Here is a 20,436-nt window from a genome sequence, read left to right on the forward strand (position 1 = left end):
ATGGCAAAGTCGCCATCTATCTGTATGAGAAAATTCTAACTTTGTTGCAGGTCAGGATCATTAAAACTTGCGTCTCTGATCTTTTCAGCACTCATCAGAAAGCCAAGCCCAAGTGCAAAGCTCAAGCCACTGAAGATAAAAATACTGCTTGAGATCGGCAAAAAGCGTGTCAGTGCGCCCAGAATTGTAGTAGCAATCGAGTCAGAAGATGCATCCTGAGCCAACCAGATGGCATTGATACGACCTAAATATTCATCAGGCGTATGACCTTGTACGATACTGTATTGCAACAGGTTGGCGATTGCTGAAAGATAGCCGAACACACTTAGGATCACCAAGGTCAACAGCAACCACGGCGACAAGCCAATCAAAAACATACAGGCAAACACGGCAAGACTGGCATAAATCATCACTGTACCCGGTCGGGTTAAACTGGCAGTCCAGCCACTTAACAGTGCACCCAAAGTTGCGCCTAATGGCACTGCGGAGTACATCAAGCCCAATTCAAATGCACCTCCCGCAAATTGTTGGTCAACGATCTGTGGGAAAAGGATACGAATGGCGCTAGTGAAACCCAGAATCGTACCAATCAGAATGGTGCTACCTACTACTTTATTCTGGAAAACGAATTTGAAACCTTGTAATAACTGCTGAACTGGATGCTCATCTTCACTTTCAGTTTGTGGTTTTAATACAGGTAGGCCAAGTAATAGCAACACCGTAAACAAGGTGCCAATCGTCGCAATCCAGTAAGCCCAAGCAACACTGCTCGCGGCAATCACAATTCCACCAATCGCAGGTGAAATTACTGTCGCCAAACGTACCGAAACCATACTGATGGCACGCGCTTGTACAATGTTTTCACGCCCAACAATGATCGGCATAATCGCCATCATTGCCGTGACACCTAAAGCGCCGAAAAAGCCATCCCACGCACTTAAAAAATAAAGTACATAAAGCGAAGGTGTATCGAGCATGGCATTCACCGCCAAGCCCATAAACCCCAAACCACAAACCAAACGGGCAAATAGAATCAGTTTTTTACGATCATAGCGATCCGAAAGTACACCACCCAGCAACAAACCGATAAACATGGCAATGCCTTCAAAAGCAGTCACAATTGCAACCTGAAAGACATCCTGCGTCATTTGATAGACTTGTTGAGGAATCGCAACAATTAACATCCCAATCGTCAGCAGCGAAACGGTTCGGGCAATAAAAACATTTCGGAAATGTGTATTCACTTTAAGCAGACTAAAGTCAGTCAAGATATTTTTAAGCTTCATGCTTTGAATCCTTTAATTGATAGACTTGACTGAGATAGTCATTTAACAATGGCCCTAATGTGGTTAATTGTTCAGGCGATAATAAAGTTTCGTGACTGGCTTCTGGCAAACGGATAATTTCCAGCTCATTCACAAGAGGTTGCCAGTTTTGTTGAGGCTGGATATAGGCAGGAAGTGATTGCTCAGCCACAAAAACATGGATTTTGCCCGCGTAAGCAGTCGTTGTATGTTGGCTCAACAGACGCACGGCATCCCGATAATTCGCAAAAATATATTCCTGCAAACTGTCTTTTTCTTCATTCAGCGCTTCATCAGCACCATCCAAGACCTGATTAAAGAACTGGATTTGTTCCTGCTCTGCTTCTTCGGTTACCACAGCGGCATTTTGCATGTCCCATTCATGAATTTCCGCAGGATAGGTGTCTAACAAGCCCACAAAAGCAACCTCATGACCTAAACGTTGCAAACGATCTGCAAGGCCATAGGCAATCGTTCCGCCCAGAGAATATCCCAAGAAGGTAAATGGGCCTTCCGACTGTATGTCCAGTACCTGTTTTAATTGATGATCAATCAGCTCATCCATGCTCTGGCTATAAACCAGCGCGCCATTTGGACGAGGGGATTGCAAACCAATCAGGCTAATATCGGGATGTAAATAACGGTTGAGCACGCTATATTGCCAAGCCAGACCAGAACCTGGATAAATACAGAATACAGGTTTAGTTTTTGCCTCACGGATCATGAAAGTGGTGTCAAAACCAGCTTCATCATTGGCCTGATTCATTAGATTTTGTAGTTGCACTTGCTCAGCCAGTTTTTCAATATTGGCACCCGTCATGATTTGATTCACCGCCAGACTTCGGTCAAAAGTCTTTTTAATTTCAATCGCCAGTTTCATGGCAAGAATCGAATGACCTCCAAGCGCAAAGAAATCTTCTTCGACATGGATACGACGCGTTAATCCCAAGATATTCTGGAAAATCTGTTCCAGTTTTAATTCGGTTTCACTCGAAGCAAATCGCTGCTGTGAAGAGTGATTTAATTGCGGACGTGGCAAGGCTTTACGGTCTAATTTACCGTTATGGCTTAAAGGTAAAGTCTCAAGCGCAATGAAATGGCTTGGAATCATATAAGTCGGCAAGTGTTTCGCTAAACGTTTCTTCAAACTGCCAGCATCAAAGCTTTGTGTGGTTTTTAGATAAGCAACCAGTTGCTGATCAGTCGCATTTTGATCTGCTGAAACAGACATTGGCTGAACCACAACTTCGTCAATTTGACTGACCAGACGTAATTGCTGTTCGATTTCACCTAATTCAATACGTTGTCCACGGATTTTAAGCTGATCATCTGCACGACCCACATATTGAATACTGCCATCTATATTCCAACGGGCAATATCACCTGTACGATACATCCGTTGTCCAGTCTGAAATGGATTCGCAACAAAACGTGTTGCCGTCAGATCCGCACGTTGCAAGTATCCCAGCGCCAGCTGATCACCAGCCAAATACAGTTCACCTTCAGCACCGATCGGGAGCGGACGTAAATATTGATCCAGAATATAGAGTTGGGTATTCCAGACTGGATAGCCAATCGCAATACTATTTTCAGATGTGAACTGGGCCTGTTGTGCATCCATATAACTCACATCCACGGCTGCTTCTGTTGGGCCATATAAATTATGTAATTCAGCACTGAAATGTTGGTTAAAGGCCTGCGCCATTGCAGTCGGCAATGCTTCACCACTACAGAACACACGTTTTAATGGCAGTGCCTTACGTTGCTCATCCGTTAAAAATGCAGTGACCGCTTCATCAAATACAGACAGCATGGAAGGGACAAAATGCAAAGTCGTGATATTGTTCTGCTGAATAATATCCAGCAAAGCCATTGGATCACGATGCGCATCTATAGGTGCCATCACCAAACGTGCACCCACCAGATAAGACCAGAAAAACTCCCACACGGAAACATCAAAACTGCACGGTGTTTTTTGCAAGATGCTGTCATTGATATCCAATGGATACTGATGTTGCATCCACAAAATACGATTCACAATCGCCTGATGAGACACCATCACACCTTTAGGCTGACCTGTGGTACCCGAGGTATAAATAATATAGGCAGGCTGCTGTGGACTCACCAATGTAATTCTATAATTGGTCAGTGCGGTATCGGCTACGTCAAATAAGCTTTCAAAATTCAGTTTCGGTGTATCGATATCTGTTAACAAGTCTGCGGCGGTAAGGGTTAGTCGTGGCTTGGCATCTTGCAACATATACTTGATACGTTCGGTCGGATGTTGAATATCGATCGGCAAATAGGCTGCACCCGCTTCAATCACAGCCAGAATCGCAATACTCAGCTTGACTGAACGAGGTAAAGCGATTGCGACAATATCACCAGCCTGAACACCGGATTGCTGTAATCGTTTCGCCAGTGTACAAACTTGCAGACGTACTTGCGCAAAGCTGAGCTGATGTTCTTCATCCACTAGCGCAATGGCGTCTAGATGGCGCAATGCCTGTGTACGCAACAATTGCTGCAAGGTTGTATATGGAACATCATGTGCAGTTTGATTAATCTGCTCAATCAATTGCTGTTCAACAGGTAATTGCAATGGATAATGCTGCAATGCAGTTTCAGGTTGTTCTAATGCGGTCTGAATCAATTGTTCAATACGTTGCAAGAATTGCGCTGGCTGTGCAATCACACCACGTTGTTCCAGTAATAATTCAATTTCCTGATCAGGAATCACCAGCAAGGCCAGAGGATAATGGCTATAGCCACGATTGGTCAGCTTTTCAATTTTTGCTGAACCTAAGTGTTGTTGCAGATATTGATGGTCAGGATAATTCTCTACCACTAAAAGACTGTCAAATAAGCTGCCTTGGCCCAATTGCTGCTGTATTTCATTGAGCCCTAAACCATCATGTTCCAGATGTCGAATATGCAATTGTTGTAGATGATGCAATTGCTGCCATAAATTCTGCTGCATCTGTAGTTGGACACGTACAGGAATGGTATTCAGAAATAGACCAATTTGCTGCTCGATACCGTTCACGGGTGCAGAACGTCCTGCAACAGGTGTACCAAACAGGATATCTTCACGATGCGCATAGCTCTGTAAGCACATTGCCCAGATCATTTGCATAAACACGTTTAAGGTAATGCCCGTTTGACGCAGCTTATGCTGAAGCGCTGCACTCAATTTTGCATTTAAACGATGTTGGGTTTCCTGTACGTTTTGTTTCTTGGCATGTTCAAATAAAACTAAAGCTTGAGCATCGGCCAAATCCTGCTGCCAAATCTGTTTAGAACGAGTATGGTCTTGCTGTACCAGTTGCAGAATAACATCGGCATAGGCATGTTTGGCAACCGTCAGACTTTGCTCTGGGTTTTGATAGGCTTGAATGAAATCTTGCATAAACAACGGGGTAGACCAACCGTCTGTCAACAAATGATGCACCATCAAAATCAATTCAGATTGTTGAGATGAAGTCTGGATCAGCACAGCACGAATCAGTCCATACGCCTGATGCAACTGCATCGGTTGCTTAAGCACATCTGCAATGCATTTTTCCAGAGTCTCAGAGGTACTGCTATATACATCTACAGGCCAGATTCGGGTTGGATTCGGCGTATAGACAAAGATTGGTTCATCATGCAATGTACTATCAAAACAGCCTGCCAGTTGCGGGTGTTTTCTTAATACATTGGTCAATGCCTGTTGTAACTGGATCAGATCAATTTCACCAGTGAGACTCAGGCGAGTAAAGGCATTATAGCTAGCCTGTTGCTGTTCAAGCTGCGCATGGAACAACATGCCTTTATGTAGCGGCAATAGCGGTAAAACAATCGAATCCTGTCCATATTCTGCTTGCACCTTGTCAATAATTTGATCATCAAAAACCGACTGCATGGTGTAATCAATATCTCTAGGATCCAGTACTTCCAGTTGAGTGGCCATAGTTGCAATGGTTTTGAGCTGGAAGACATCACTCGGTTTTAAACCATAGCCATGTTGACGCAATTGGGTACATAACATGATGGCAGAAATACTGTCGCCACCCGTCATAAAGAAATCATCGTCAATGCCGATCTGCTCAAGTTTTAAAACAGTAGCCGCAATCTGACACAGCAAATGTTGTTCTGGTGTTTGGGCGGCACGACTTTGAGTACGGATTTGCGGTCTTGGCAGGGCCTTTTTATCGACTTTACCACTGACATTACGCGGGAACTCCTGCATTACAGTCAAGGCCGAGGGCACCATATAATCAGGCAGGTTTTGGCGTAGTAAACTGAGGTAATGCTGGCTGAGCTTCTCGCTTTTTGCTTCATCGAGTTGAATCTCTTTCACCACACAATAGCCCAAAAGACGGTGGCTATTATTGATCGGTTCTGCAATCACTACCACGCTTTCAATATTTGGCAGTACTGAAAGGGCATTTTCGACTTCACCAATTTCGACACGATAACCACGAATCTTGATCTGATCGTCGCAACGTCCCATAAATTCAAGTTTGCCCGCCATATTCCAGCGCACCAGATCACCAGTACGATACATACGCTGTCCATGTTCAAATGGATTGGCAATAAAACGGGTTGAACTTAAATCTGCACGCCCCAGATAACCGTTGGCAATACCAAAACCTGAAATATATAACTCACCAATCACCCCAATCGGGCAGCATTGCAGATTTTGATCCAGCACATAGGCTTGGGTATTGCCAATCGGATTCGCAATCACAGGGCGTTCCGTCAATTTTAACTCTGCACGGAAAGTATCAACCGTATATTCAGTTGGCCCATATAGGTTATGCGCAAATAAATCAGGCTGTGCATTCAATTGTTGCCATAAGGCCAATGGCGCAGCTTCACCACCAATCAAAATCAGGCTTGGATGATGCTGGCCTTGCTCAAATAGTCCATTACTGATCATCTGGGCACAGAAAGATGGCGGTAAATCAAGCGTATCAATTTGACGTTGTTGGATTTCCTGTACCAGCCCATACGCATCACGGCGCATATTCTCATCAAAAATATGTAGCTCTTGGCCCCAGATTAACCAGAAGACCTGTAACCATGAAGAATCGAATGAGAACGAATGCGTGTGGGCCGCTCTGAGTGGTCGATCAGGGAAACGTTGTTGTACCGCTTCCAGCACAGGGAAATAGATCGTATGTTGATGAACAAGAATCAGATTGAGCAAAGAACCGTGAGTGTTCATTACACCTTTAGGTCGTCCTGTGCTTCCTGACGTAAAAATGACATAGGCCACATCCTGAAAATCAAAACGTCGCTGCTCTGCCGGAATATCTGCTGCATCCTGCGCACGAATTTTCGCTCGAACAGCTTCATCATCCAAATGAATTTGCTGCAAAGCTTGTGGCAACTGATTTGAGAGTGCCTGTGTGGTTAAAACAAAGAGAGGATTCGCATCTTCACACATCATTTGCATACGATCGACAGGATAGTCGAGATCCAGCGGTAAGAAACTTGCACCTGAATTCAGTACGGATAACATCATCACTACAGATTCTGCTGAGCGCGGAATCGCCCCCGCAATCACGGTATTTTTCTTGGCGCCGTGAGCTTGTAAGAAACGGGTAAACTGGTTGATCTGTGCTTTTAATTCAGCAAAAGTGAGCTGATACAATGATTCGCGTTCACCGCTCAGAATCGCAATTCGGTCTGGATATTTGCTGGCCTGTTCATAAAAAATATCCAGTACATTGTTATAACTTTCAGGATGCGCAACCCGTGGCCCTGTACCGGCTTGAGCAAGAAGATGCTGTTCTGGAGTGGTCGTGATGCTAAATGGCGCACAGCTTTGCTCAGGTCGAGCAAGACATTGTTCAAGCAATAAAGTCAAACGCTGACTATGCATTAACAATTCATCTTGCGTATAGCGGGCTGCATCGGCTCGTAGCTCAATCATCAATTCCTGATTTTGAACGATAAACGAAAATTCAAAATCATCGATTGGCCCCGTGGAAATATGATGGGTTTTCACGGCCTGATCATCAATCACCAGATCCTGATCAAACGCTTTATAATTCAGAATAGGGCCATAAATACGTTCATGGGCATCAATCGAATTTAAGTCACGTAAAATCTGTTCTGCATCATATTTTTGATGCGGGCGAATTTGTGCCAACTGCGCCTGAACATGCTGTGCCAGACTGATCCAGCTATGCTGCGGATTTACCTGAAATTGAACAGGCAGAACATTCACTGTAGGTAATAAGGCACGAATGGCTTTGGAACCCAGACGGCGCATGAATGGAACGCCCATAACCAATTCAGACTTGTCTGTCATTTTATAAAGATAATGTAGTGACAGCGCCATCATCATGTCAGGCAAAGCCAGTTTCGCAGCCGAAGCCAAAGCCTGAATTTGTGCAAGAATCCCTTGAGAGAAATGCAACTGATGTTTAATAAATCGGGCGGTTGTTTTTGCCGCAAGATGATGAGTACTTAAGGTGACTGGTGAAGCAAGGTCTTGACAATAATTTTTCCAGAAAGCCTGATCTTCCTGAAACTTTGGACTGGCCTCATAGGCTTGTCTTTCTGCAATTACATCTTTCACGGTAATAAAAGGTGAGGCCTTCAGTTCATCCTTTTGAAGCTGCTGGTAAATCTCAACAATACGCTTGGTCAGATTAATGATACTAAAACCATCTAGCATGATGTGATGATAACGTTGATACCAATACACTTTATCGTGGCAAACAAACAGCACCTGACGATAAAGATTGCTGTCGTTGTTTTTTAATGACTTGGCATATTGACGGTCGGTTGGCATCCAGTCCCACAAGCGTTTTTGTGCCTGCTCGGGTGGAAGATGACAAAAATCAAATTCTTCAATTGGAATTTCAACCTGATTTTTGAGCTGTAAGAATGGTTCCGCAGGATTGCAGGAATACTCCGCCGTGACCGTATCTGCTTCACTTAAACCCAGCTGAATGGCTTGCTTGAACGTTGCCAGATCCAGTGTTTTTGGTAATTCCAGACAATGTGCAATGGTATATAAGTCTTCAATCGCACTTAAATGATCTGCAAGGAAAATCCCTTGTTGAGTTGAAAGCAGATTTAAGCGTACAGGCTGTGTCGGTTCCTGAATAAATTCATTATGTAATGCTTGGTTCATATCGATAACTCCATTAAGCCACTTGGAATGGATTAATTGCTTTCCAATGCTGCTCGACATAGCCAATACACTCAGAACGCGTGGTTGGTCCTAATTGCACCTCCCAACCAGCAGGTAAGGTATGAAACTCAGGCCATAAGCTGAATTCACCTTTTATATTTTTAAGCACGAAGAAGGATAGGTTTTCGTTATCAAATGGATTGATATAATTTTCTTGTAAAGTACTCATCATGTTTTTCCTTTGAAGATTCAAGGTTTTTTTAAGAAATTAGGGTTTGCAGCGTGTCGACCAGATCATATTTCCAATTGATTGCGTCATGGCCACCTGCAAAGGTGTGAATCTGGGTAGGTCGTACTGAACTTAAGGTCGCGTAAAGTAATTGGCTGTCTTCACGCATATCTGTTTCATAAGCGCCAGTACGAATGAAGATTTGAGTCTCGTTGGGAATCGGTTGCAGATAGTGTTCGATCACCTCTAAAAAGCGTTGTGTATGACCATTTAAGAAATCACTGTTTGAATAATCGGACCACCAGTATGAGCCTGATTGCAAAATCAGACCCTGAAAAGTGGTGGGATAAAGTAAAAGTGAATGCAGAGCGCATAAACCACCTAGACTTTGACCGCATAAAAATACGGGGCTGGATGGAGATAACGAGAAGTTTTGCTGAATATACGGAATCAGCTCTTCAACAATGGCCTGTGAAAACAGGTCACGACAGCCATAGTCGAGACAACGTTGCTCACTATTGATACTGTGTAGAAATACATAATTTGCCGCATCCATCTTGCCCTGATTGGTACGAGACTGGATGTCTTGCAAAATCGGTAGATGCCGACTCCAGATTTGTCCATCCAGAAGAATCACCAATGGGCTGTTCTCTGTCAGGGGTGCGGTCTGATAGAAGTCAACGGGATAGGTTGTTGCCAGATGCTGGCTGTGCCATTCAATCGACTCATAAACGGGAGACACGTTTGCTTGCTGAGAATCCTGTGACTGCCCCAGATGCAATTGATTGACCCAACGTGAGACTTGCGCTGGATAGGCTGGGTAAGGATTGAGGCGATCCACCTGTACATAATGCTGGAGCTGGTTGATCCACCATTGGCGACGAAGCTGTGCCTCTGGCATTTCAGGCGCACTATCAGGGGTCGTCACCAATACATAACTACCAGACCAATTTAAAGGCAGCGTTATTTCAAAAAAGGAAATATCCGTATTTTCAATCTGCTGGAATGCATTCCATTGTTGATAAATGGAAGGGCTTTGCGAATACACATCAATATAGGTCGATTCAGTTTCTGACTGACGACGCCATAAAAAAGTACAGTGCAACTGCTGGTTATCTTCAATAACAAGAGGGGTACCGATGTGTTCGACTGAATTCCACCAGATGTCAGAACCTAAGTTTTTTTGTTGGAATATTGGATGAATTGGAAAGTAATTTGGCTTCATCTTAAGTCCATATATCGACTAGAAAGCGGCCCAACAATAATAGAATGATTCTCATTTGTAAATGCAAATAATTATCATTATATCCAATAAAAAAACACACCAATTTCGCTTAATGATAAAAAACAATAATTTAAGAAAGAAAATAGCTTTAAAAACAACCATTTTTTTCTTATTTGATAAAAAAGTGAAAATTTCCAGCTTGATTGTAATGATAATTATTTGCAATTATGTTCGGCGATCAAAAAATTGGTCGCAAATTTGGAGTATTCATATGAGCTCTACCGTCATTGTAACGGGAGCAGCCAGAGGCATTGGTGCAGCAATTTCATCTCGATTGTTGCAGCAAGGTTTTACCGTCATTGGCCTTGATCAGCAAGCACAGCCCGAACACTGGGAAATTACCCAAAACCTAACAGCCGAACTCGCTTCACGATGGAAAGGTATTCAACTGGATATCACCGACGAAGCCGAGACAAAAAAAGTGATTGAAGAAATTCTGGCGCAGTACAACGTTGTTGGACTGGTGAATGCCGCAGGAATTTTAATCATGACCTCGTTGCTCGATGCAAAAAATGAGGACTGGCAACGCACATTCGCCGTGAATCTGCTCGCACCGATTGCGATCAGTCAGCAAGTGGCCCAATATTTATGTGCCAAAAAACAGGGGAGTATTGTTACGGTCAGTTCCAATAGCGCCCGTATGCCACGTATACAACTGGGGATGTATGCCACGAGCAAGGCGGCTTTAAGTCATTATTGTCGTAATCTGGCATTAGAAACAGCACAACATCATGTCCGTGTGAATATCGTTTCCCCAGGTTCAACCTTGACCCATATGCAAAAACAATTATGGACAACGGATCAGCCTCCCGCGGCGGTGGTCAATGGTGATCTGTCTCAATACAGGACGGGGATTCCACTTCAGAAACTTGCAGAACCTGAAGATATTGCCAATGTGGTGGTTTTTCTACTTTCAGATCAAGCTGCGCAAATTACCATGCAGGAAATTGTCGTTGACGGCGGCGCCACGCTAGGCGTGTAAAAACATAAATTCTTAACACTTTAAAACTTAAAAATAAGATGTCGTAAAAGGAGTATAGTCAATGTCTATACAACATCCCTATTTTATTCAAAAAGAAAACTATACCGAAAGTCGGGTGGCATTCGCCCATGAAATCTTGCAATGTGATCGCGATGCGGGTTTCTACTTTACAACGCCAGACTATGTACTGAAAGGCCAGCATAAATTGCAGGATATTGATATTGCGCCAGACAGTCATTTATCTGACTGGTTAAAACAGGCACGATCTCAACTGAATCAGGTGATTCAACAAGGCCATCCACAGGCGAAGATTCTTGGCGGAATTCCATTTTCCAACGCGCAAGATGTCAATCTCATGCTGATGGATGATGTGAAGTTTTATCAAAAGCTTCTTTACACCTCATCTCATCGAGAAATAACGACAAGTACGATAGAACAGGCCCGCTTTATTCCTTCTGGTGAGCAATATCAAACTCAAGTCGCTGAACTGGTACATAAAATGCAGCAAGGCGAATTAAATAAAGCTGTACTTGCCAGAATTTTAGAATTAGAACTGTCTGATGACATTGATATCTCCCAGCTCTTTTATCATTTAAGTCAAGATAATCCCGAAGGCTATAACTATGCAGTTGCCCGCGATGCGGCACATGAAGGCTGGTTTGTTGGTGCAAGTCCTGAACTTTTGGTTGCTAAACAGGGGACTCAGGTCTGGAGTAAACCTGTCGCTGGTACTTTGGCACGAGATACAGATCCGATTCAGGATCAGCACAATGCACAACAATTATTGGCTTCCGCAAAAGATCAGCATGAACATGCGGTTGTGATCGAAATGATCGCGGATCAATTAAGTCCTTTCTGTAAAAAACTACATATTCCAAAACAACCTTCACTCATTAGAACCCAACGTTTATGGCATCTAGCCAGCCGTATTGAAGGTGAATTAAAAAACAAAGACATTCACGTTTTCGATTTGGTTGAAAAACTGCATCCAACACCTGCGATCTGTGGGCAGCCAACAGCTGTAGCGAAAGGTTTGATTGAGCAACTGGAACCCTTTAATCGGGAACTTTTTGCTGGAACGATGGGTTGGGCAGATGCCCAAGGCAATGGCGAATGGTCTGTCACTGTTCGTTGTGCGCGCGTCCAGCACAATATTGCCCGCCTATTTGCAGGAGCAGGTATTGTTGCTGCATCTGATCCAAGTGCGGAGCATGCAGAAACTGCGGCCAAATTTAGAACTGTATTAGATGGTTTTGGGTTTTCATCAGAACACATCATGGGGAAGGTAAAATAATATGCAAAATTATCTAGAAGGCGCAGTGCCTTATCCTGAGGCATTTGCGACACGCTATCGCGAAAAGGGCTACTGGATCGGACAGAATCTCAGTGATTTTTTACAGCAATCTGCACAACAATTCCCTGAGAATATTGCCATCTTCGATGCAGATACAGCGCTTAATTACCAACAATTCAACCAGCTTGTCAGTTTTTGTGCCAATAACCTTTATCAGCAGGGTTTACGTGCAGGTGATAAAGCTGTGGTACAAATGCCTAACTGTTACCAGTTCTATGTGGTGTTTTTTGCCCTAATTCGTTTAGGTGCATTACCCATTATGTCCTTACCTGCACACCGACATGCTGAGCTGAATAGCTTTTTCCAGCAAACTCAGGCAAGCGCTTATTTCTGTGCTGACTTCGGGGCACAAAAGTTTGATTACCGTGAATTGGCACGTAAATGCCAGCAAGCCAATCCAGCGTTACAGCATATTTTTGTTTTAGGAGATGCAGCCGAGTTTTCTAATCTTGCAGCACTATTACACAAAACTGATCTTTTAGCTCAGGCAATACGCCCAAGCAGTGCAGATCAAGTGGCCTTTTTGCAACTCTCAGGTGGTAGTACAGGCATTCCTAAATTAATTCCCCGCACGCATGATGACTATTTATATAGTGTGCGAGAAAGTGCCAAGATCTGCCAGCTTGAGCAAAGCTCCCGTCTGTTAATGGTGTTACCCGCAGCTCATAACTTTTCTATGAGCTCAGCAGGTGCATTAGGTATTTTCTATGCAGGAGGTGCAGTCGTTCTTGGTAGCGATCCAAGCCCTGAAACCGCTTTTGCCTTGATACGTAAACATGGCGTAACTGATGCCTGTCTGGTGCCGGCTTTGGTTCGTCCGTGGATGGATAAAGCTGACAAAGATCAGGATGACATCCTATCCACCTTACGCTGTTTGCAAGTTGGTGGCGCACGCTTACCCGATACGGTTGCCAGCAGGTTGATTGATGATTTTAAGGTGAGATTGCAACAAGTCTTTGGTATGGCAGAAGGGTTAGTGAATTACACCCATTTTGATATGTCTCCCGAACAGATTATTCATACCCAAGGCCTAAAGATCTCAGCCGACGATGAAATTTTAGTGCTTGATGAGCATGATCAACCTGTTGCAGCAGGCGAAATTGGGCATTTGCTCACACGAGGCCCATATACCATTCGTGGTTATTACAAGGTGCCCGAACATAATGCACGTTCATTTACGCCAGATGGTTTCTACCGCACAGGTGATCTAGTTCGTATTCGGGCTGACGGCTGTATCGTTGTGGAAGGCCGTTCTAAAGAACAAATTAATCGTGGCGGCGAAAAAATCGCAACTGAAGAAGTGGAACAAGCGTTGGTTACCCATCCTCAAGTCCGTCTAGCTGCGCTGGTGCCGATGCCTGACGAGATGTTGGGCGAAAAAAGCTGTGCCTTTATTGCATGGCAAACACAGGACAACGATCCAAGTGCGATCCGCCGTGGTATGCAACTACGTCAATATTTAAAAGACTACGGTTTAGCGACCTATAAGATCCCTGACCGAATCGAGTTTATCGAGCAGTTTCCTTATACCGCTTTTGGCAAAATTGATAAAAAAGTGCTTCGTCAGCATCTCCAAGCCGAAACCGTTTAATTCTTTCACCCCAAGTCATTTATAAAAGATGAGAAATAAGTAATGAGTATTCCTAAAATTGCCAGTTATGCCATGCCTCAAGCCCATGAGTTCACTGAAAATAAAACTCATTGGCAGTTAGATGCCAAACAGTCGGTTCTACTGGTTCATGATATGCAGCAATATTTCTTAGATTTCTATGACCAGCAACAAGCACCCATTCCTGAATTATTAAAAAATACACAGGCTCTTATTGAACAGGCGCGTCAACTCAATATTCCTGTGGTGTATACCGCACAACCTGGAGACCAGACTCCAGAGCATCGTCAGTTATTGACTGACTTTTGGGGAACAGGCTTAAAGGCAGATCCGCAAATTACCCGCATTCATCCTGATGTCGCCGCCACAGATACAGATACGGTTTTAACCAAATGGCGTTATAGCGCCTTTAAATTTTCTGAATTTGAGCAGTTGATGCAACAATGGGGCCGAGATCAATTGGTGATTTGCGGTGTTTATGCGCATATCGGCTGTCTCATGAGTGCAGCAGAAGCCTTTATGCTCAATATCAAACCCTTTGTCTGTGGCGATGCGATGGCGGATTTTAGTCGTGCTGAGCATGATATGGCACTGAAATATATCAGCACTCGCTGCGGTCAGGTCATGACCACCAGTCAGGTACTGCGCTTATGGGATCTCAAGCACATGGCTACAGCTTTATCAAAGGAAGGCATTATTGCTGCGGTCAGTGAGCAGCTACAAATCCCTGTACATGAAATCGAATTACATGACGACTTACTTATGCTCGGTTTAGACTCTGTCCGTTTAATGACGCTGGTTGGAAAATGGCAGGCACACGGCGCAAAAGTGAGTTTTGAAGATCTTGCCGAACAACCAACCTTAGATGTATGGATTGAAAAACTCGTTGCTTAAGCTCAAATAAGTTAATAAAAAAATGGCAGATTAAAACTGCCATTTTTTTATTGTTCTAAATTTTTCTAGTGAATTGATCATTTTGCTGGATTGAAATAGAAAAGAATGCTTCCTTTCAATCTAGCATTTTTATATATCAAGATTCATCCTGCTTGATACGCATATTTCGGATACGGGATAAAATATCCAGATTTCGCCATTCCAGTTTAGGCAAACCGACCCAGCTATTTACCATGACAAACAGGAAGGCGGTAAATAAAGGAATCAGAATCGTGCCAAAAATTACACTGCCTAATACACTAATGCCAATCTCATAACGACTGGCTGCACCAGCGCCTGTGGCAAAGACCAAGGGAATAATCCCCGCACCAAATGCCAGTGATGTCATGATAATGGGACGTAAGCGCAAAGCTAAGGCTTCATACGCTGCGGTATATTTATCTCGTCCTTGTGCAAGTGCTGTCGATGCAAACTCCACAATCAGAATGGCATTTTTACAGGACAATCCAATCGCCGTGAGCAACGCGATCTGGAAATACACATCATTGGGCAATTCAAATAACCACGCAAAAACTACCGTACCCGTAATTCCGAGCGGTAAACCCAATAAGATAATGAAAGGAATTTTCCAGCTTTCATACAAGGCAGCCAGACACAGGAAAATAAACAGGATCGAAATCACATACAGATAAATTGCCTGATGACTGGATTGCTGTTCCTGTAAAGATAATCCGCTCCAAGCCAGATCTACACCTGATTGCTGGTTAATTAAGTCGGAGAGTTGATGCATGGCCTGACCTGAACTAAATCCATCACTGACATTGGCCTCCAGCTGGATCGCCGCCAGTCCCATAAAGCGGTTTAATACCTCAGGCCCACCTGTCCAGTGTGTCTGGGCAAAGTGGGATAAGGGCAGCATTTCTCCAGATTGATTACGCACATGCCAGTAGCGTAAATCTTCAGGTTTAGAACGGTATTCGGTATCGCCTTGCATAATGATGCGTTTAATCCGACCACGTTCAACAAAATCATTAACATAACTGCCACCCCAAGCCGTAGAAAGGGTAGAGCGGATTTCACTTTGTTCCAGTCCTAGCATTTTTGCCTTGTTTTGATCCAGTTGCACATATACGGCGGCTTTGTTGTCGCTGACTAAAGGACTGAGCTGACTAAAAGCAGGATAATGGGCTGACTGACCTTCAATCTCTGCAAATTGTTGTTGTAAATATTCACGCCCTTTGCCAGTTAAATCACGCAACCATAATTCAATGGCATCCGATTGTCCTAAACCTGCGACACTGGCTGGCATACCCACCATCACGCGTGCTGGGAGTAGATCTGACAGATCCTTTTGCATGCGTGCACGAATGGCAGGTGCGGTGTTTTCATCACCTTCACGTTCATCCCAATGCTTCAATGAAACAAAGGCCATCCCTAGATTTGGCCCTTGTCCAGAGAAATTCTGACCATTGACCACCAGAACGGTTTTAATATTTTTGCCTTCTTGCTTGAGCAGATAATCATTAACCTGTTTACCCACGGCTTGGGTTTGGCCTAGAGAGGCACTATCTTGCAAGGCAAATTGCACTGCCAGTAGGCCCTGATCTTCATTCGGAATAAAACTGGTCGGTAAAGCCCGATAGATCAAAGCCAGTAGCACAATCAGCGTAGCAACACCCAGATAAGCAAAGTACCTGAATTGAAGTAAGTATTGGGTTGACTGAATAAATAGATTTTTGATTCGATGCACGCCGCGCTCTAAATATTGCCCCCAGACAGGTTTAGGTTGTTGCTTTTTGAGTAATACAGCACAGAGCGCTGGCGTAATCATCATCGCGGCAATTAACGACAGAAGCATTGCTGCCACCAGCGTGATTGAAAATTGACGGTAAATCATGCCCGTTGAGCCGCTAAAGAAGGCCATTGGAATAAATACCGCCGTAAGAACAAGGGTAATCCCAATTAAGGCACCACTAATTTCCTGCATGGATGCCAGACAGGCTTCTCTTACATCGAGCTGTTTTTCATGGATGAGTCGCTCAACATTCTCGACCACGACAATGGTATCGTCCACCAACAAGCCGATCGCAAGTACCAAAGCAAACAGGGTTAGGGTATTAATACTCATCCCTGCCAGATACAGAATGATAAATGTGCCACAAATGACAATTGGTACGGTAATCGTCGGAATCAGGGTCGCACGCCAGTTCTGTAGAAATAGATACATCACCAACACCACCAAAATCACTGCTTCCAGTAAAGTAAAGATGACCTGCTTGATTGATTCCTGAATAAAAGGTGTATTGTCACGAGGATAAACGATCTTATAACCCGCAGGTAAATGATGGCTTAACTGCGCAATTTTATCCTTGATCAATTTTGAAGTCTGAATAGCATTGGCATCAGGACTTAAAAAAATCCCTAAACCCGCGGAAGGGAAGCCATTTAAGGTATTAATACTTTCATAATTTTCTGCGCCCAGTTCAACACGGGCAACATCTTTAAGATAGACCAGACTGCCATCAATATTGGCCTTGACCACAACCGACTTAAAATCATCAATGGTTTTCAAACGCGAGCCAGCGGTCACTTTGGCGTAGATATTCTGATCCGCCGCGGCAGGCATGGAACCAATTGAACCCGCGGCAATTTGAGTATTGTAGTCCTCTAAAGCCTTCTCGATATCACTTGGCATTAACTTATAGTTTTTAAGCTGATTCGGATTGAGCCAGATCCGCATGGCATAGGCCGATCCAAAGATATCAACTTCTCCCACGCCCTGAATCTGGGCCAGCGGCTGTTCAAAGTGATTCACCAGATAATCGGACAGGTCTATATTGTTAGCTTTACCCGTTTCATCATAAACCCCGACGATAAGTAACATATCGCCTGTGGTTTTCCAGATATTTACACCTTGACGCTGTACCTGTTCGGGGAGGCGACTGAGGGCACTATTCATCTGGTTTTGTACTTGAAGTTGCGCCTTATCAATATCCGTACCAATTTTAAAATGGATATCAATCGTACTGCGGCCTGAAGATTCGCTATTAGAGGTGTAATAGAGCAGGTGATCAATGCCTTTAATCTGCTGTTCCAGAATCTGTGTGACACTGTCCTCGACCGTTTCAGCCGATGCTCCCCGATAAACCGTCGCAACGGTCACACTGGGCGGGGCAAGATTGGGATACCGTTCAACAGGTAAAGCCAGAATCGAAAAGAAGCCTAAAATCAAAATGATAATGGCAATGACTGATGCAAAAATCGGATGAAAAATAAAGAAACGGGATAGCATTATTTTATCTACTTATGCATAAAGTTTAAGGAATAGGGGAATACAACAATATTCAAATTGCCGATTATAACTAAATTTTACATAAATAAGAATGATTATCAATTTCAAATAAAAATAATTTCAACTATTGAATGATTATCAATAAATAGCTATGATTCGCAAACTTTACAAATGATAACAATTAACAAATGAAAATTGTTATTAATATTGAGGATGCAATAAAAATGGTCTTGGCTAAGAAGAAATTAGTGATTGCAATTGCAGCATTTACGCCGTTTGCAGTATTTGCAAATGAAGATCAACAAACCCAGAAAGCGGGGACGACCTTACCTACGATCGTCGTCACTGCCAGTCTGGCAGAAGAAAGCCCAGATACGGCACCTGCTTCTATCACTGTTGTCAGCAAAGAGCAGATCGAACAATCAGCAGCAAATAGTCTGGCTGAAGTCTTGGGTAAAACCGTCGGGGTGCAAAATTATAATGGCGGTGGTCGTGAAAAGTTGACCATTCGTGGGGTGCGTGAATCAAACGGGGTATATACCTTGATTCTAGTGAATGGCAAACGTATTTCTTCTACAGGTGCCTTATGGCGTGATGCCGATCTGGATATTAGCTCGATTCCATTGTCCAGTATTGAACGGGTAGAAGTAATTCGAGGCCCGATGTCGGCGCTATATGGTTCAGATGCGATTGGCGGTGTAATTAACATTATTACCAAAAAGCCAACAGATGAATGGCAGGGCGCAATTAATGCGGAATATCATATAGTTGATCGCGGTACAGGAAAACAGCAATATCGTCTGGGCGCCTCTGCATCTGGTGCATTGACCGATAAATTAGGTCTTTCTATTTCAGCTGAGCAATATGACCGTGATGCATGGTTCTCACAAGGCAAACAAGCCACGCCAGCGTATTATATCGAAGGCAAGAAAACCCAAAATTTACGTTCAACCCTTAGTTATGAACTCAATGATCAGCAAAATATTGATCTTGACTTAGGATATAACAAGGATGAACGCCCTTATGGCCAAACGGATTATCAATATTATCCAGCTTGGGACTATTTAAGTGAAGGTTTTGCCAGTCAGGAGATTGAACGTTATTCAGTTGGCCTAACACATCGCGGTGACTGGAGTTGGGGTAAAACCACCGTTTCAGCGCAACAGGAAAATAGTGAAATTAAAGACTATGATTCAGATTTTGATGAACCTAAACATCGTACTTTAAAAGAAAATAATACCAACTTGCGTGCTTATAGCAATTTCGATGTCAGTATTCACGGTGTTGTTGCTGGTGTTGAATACAATAATCAGGAAGTCAAAGACGGTGTAACTTATCAAAATTCAGGTAAGGCTTCGGTTAGCACAACTTCGGTCTTTGTACAGGATGACATCCATATCACAGATCCGCTGACTTTATCCTTGTCTGGTCGTTATGATGATCATGAAGTGTTTGGTCACCATTTCAGTCCAAAAGCTTATCTGGTCTATCAGCTACCTTATGATATTGTGGTTAAGGGCGGTTATGGACAAGCCTTTAAAGCGCCGTCTCTCGCACAAATGACCAAAGATTATGGCATTGTCAGTTGTGGAGGAGGGTGTACCTTATGGGGTAATCCAGACCTTAAGCCTGAAACCAGTGATAACTATGAAATTAGTGCGTCAATCCGTAAATCGAGCTGGAACGGGAGTGTGACTTTATTCCAGAATGAAATTAAGGATATGATTAGTCGTGATATTACCTATACCGTAGATCCAAACGGTGAATCCAAACCGACTGGCGCTGCTTGGGTAAATTTAGGACGAGTTAAAATCAAAGGGGTAGAGCTTGCAGCACAGGCTGATTTATTGCCTATGCTTTCTGTCGATGCCAATGCGACTTATCTTGATGCTAAAAACAGTGAAACACATAAACGCCTGGATGAACGTCCACGCCTGCAAGCCAATACCAATCTTAATTTAAAACCGCTTGAATGGTTAACTCTAACTGCGGGTGCAAGTTATATCGGTGATCAGGTCATTAATCAGAAAAAACTACCTGATTATACCTTGGTCAATATTGGTCTCTCTGCCAAAGTAGATCCAGCCGTGACTGTACGTGCAGGTATCCGCAACCTGACCGATGTCGATCTTGAAGAAAAAGGCAAAGATGCGGGAATTACATTCAATGAAAAAGAACTGGGCCGTAATTATTACGTCGGTTTGACCTATACCTTCTAATTTTGAATATTGACCGCAACAAGATGCCTTGAGAAATCGTTTTCAAGGCATTGTTTACTTCGATTTTTCGACTTTTATTTACACCAAATTATTTATTTTTATAAAAAATAGAGTTGTTATTATTTTAATTTAC

General features: G+C 43.4%; 10 protein-coding genes and 1 pseudogene. 6 read left to right on the plus strand and 5 right to left on the minus strand.

Features of this window, described 5'->3' with window-relative positions; genetic code table 11:
• Positions 1 to 35 precede the first annotated feature (35 nt).
• From entS to fes, 4 genes are read right to left on the minus strand one after another with little or no spacing between them, the layout of a single operon-like run.
• The gene (entS, locus tag EC846_RS04365; protein WP_123774324.1) at positions 36 to 1,286 is read right to left on the minus strand and encodes an enterobactin transporter EntS; all 1,251 of its coding nucleotides are present in this window, start codon (positions 1,284 to 1,286) and stop codon (positions 36 to 38) included.
• Positions 1,276 to 8,439: a non-ribosomal peptide synthetase gene (locus EC846_RS04370; protein WP_123774325.1), complete on the minus strand. Its 7,164-nt coding sequence runs from the start codon at positions 8,437 to 8,439 to the stop codon at positions 1,276 to 1,278. The genes entS and EC846_RS04370 overlap by 11 nt, the downstream gene beginning before the upstream one ends.
• A gap of 13 nt (positions 8,440 to 8,452) precedes the next feature.
• Positions 8,453 to 8,668: an MbtH family protein gene (locus EC846_RS04375; RefSeq protein WP_062847679.1), complete on the minus strand. Its 216-nt coding sequence runs from the start codon at positions 8,666 to 8,668 to the stop codon at positions 8,453 to 8,455.
• Between the two features lie 31 nt (positions 8,669 to 8,699).
• Positions 8,700 to 9,893, minus strand: coding sequence for an enterochelin esterase (gene fes / locus EC846_RS04380; protein WP_123774326.1), 1,194 nt, complete (start codon positions 9,891 to 9,893; stop codon positions 8,700 to 8,702).
• Between the two features lie 271 nt (positions 9,894 to 10,164).
• Between fes and EC846_RS04385 the strand changes: the two genes are divergently transcribed.
• The 5 genes and pseudogenes from EC846_RS04385 to EC846_RS18435 all read left to right on the plus strand — a co-directional run bounded on the left by EC846_RS04385 (position 10,165) and on the right by EC846_RS18435 (position 14,792).
• Positions 10,165 to 10,935 carry an SDR family oxidoreductase gene (locus EC846_RS04385; protein ID WP_123774327.1) on the plus strand — a complete coding sequence of 257 codons (771 nt, stop codon included), beginning with the start codon at positions 10,165 to 10,167 and terminating at the stop codon, positions 10,933 to 10,935.
• 61 nt (positions 10,936 to 10,996) lie between these two features.
• The gene (locus EC846_RS04390) at positions 10,997 to 12,229 is read left to right on the plus strand and encodes an isochorismate synthase (protein ID WP_123774328.1); all 1,233 of its coding nucleotides are present in this window, start codon (positions 10,997 to 10,999) and stop codon (positions 12,227 to 12,229) included.
• A gap of 1 nt (position 12,230) precedes the next feature.
• Positions 12,231 to 13,880, plus strand: a complete 1,650-nt coding sequence (locus EC846_RS04395; protein WP_123774329.1) for a (2,3-dihydroxybenzoyl)adenylate synthase — start codon at positions 12,231 to 12,233, stop codon at positions 13,878 to 13,880.
• 42 nt (positions 13,881 to 13,922) lie between these two features.
• Positions 13,923 to 14,552: pseudogene (locus tag EC846_RS04400) on the plus strand (isochorismatase family protein); the annotation flags it as partial.
• A gap of 12 nt (positions 14,553 to 14,564) precedes the next feature.
• Complete coding sequence (locus EC846_RS18435; RefSeq protein ID WP_227504686.1) at positions 14,565 to 14,792, plus strand: phosphopantetheine-binding protein; 228 nt, start codon at positions 14,565 to 14,567, stop codon at positions 14,790 to 14,792.
• A 136-nt stretch (positions 14,793 to 14,928) separates the two neighbouring features.
• Here the strand turns inward: EC846_RS18435 and EC846_RS04405 are convergent, their stop codons facing one another.
• A complete protein-coding gene (locus EC846_RS04405) occupies positions 14,929 to 18,084 on the minus strand; it encodes a multidrug efflux RND transporter permease subunit (RefSeq protein WP_123774331.1) in 3,156 nt (1,051 codons plus the stop codon).
• Positions 18,085 to 18,272: 188 nt separating this feature from the next.
• Between EC846_RS04405 and EC846_RS04410 the strand changes: the two genes are divergently transcribed.
• Positions 18,273 to 20,303, plus strand: coding sequence for a TonB-dependent receptor plug domain-containing protein (locus tag EC846_RS04410; RefSeq protein ID WP_228200661.1), 2,031 nt, complete (start codon positions 18,273 to 18,275; stop codon positions 20,301 to 20,303).
• The last annotated feature ends 133 nt before the right edge of the window (positions 20,304 to 20,436 follow it).

This window comes from Acinetobacter sp. BIGb0102 (genome assembly GCF_003815055.1).
GTDB classification, from domain to species: Bacteria; Pseudomonadota; Gammaproteobacteria; order Pseudomonadales; family Moraxellaceae; genus Acinetobacter; species Acinetobacter vivianii.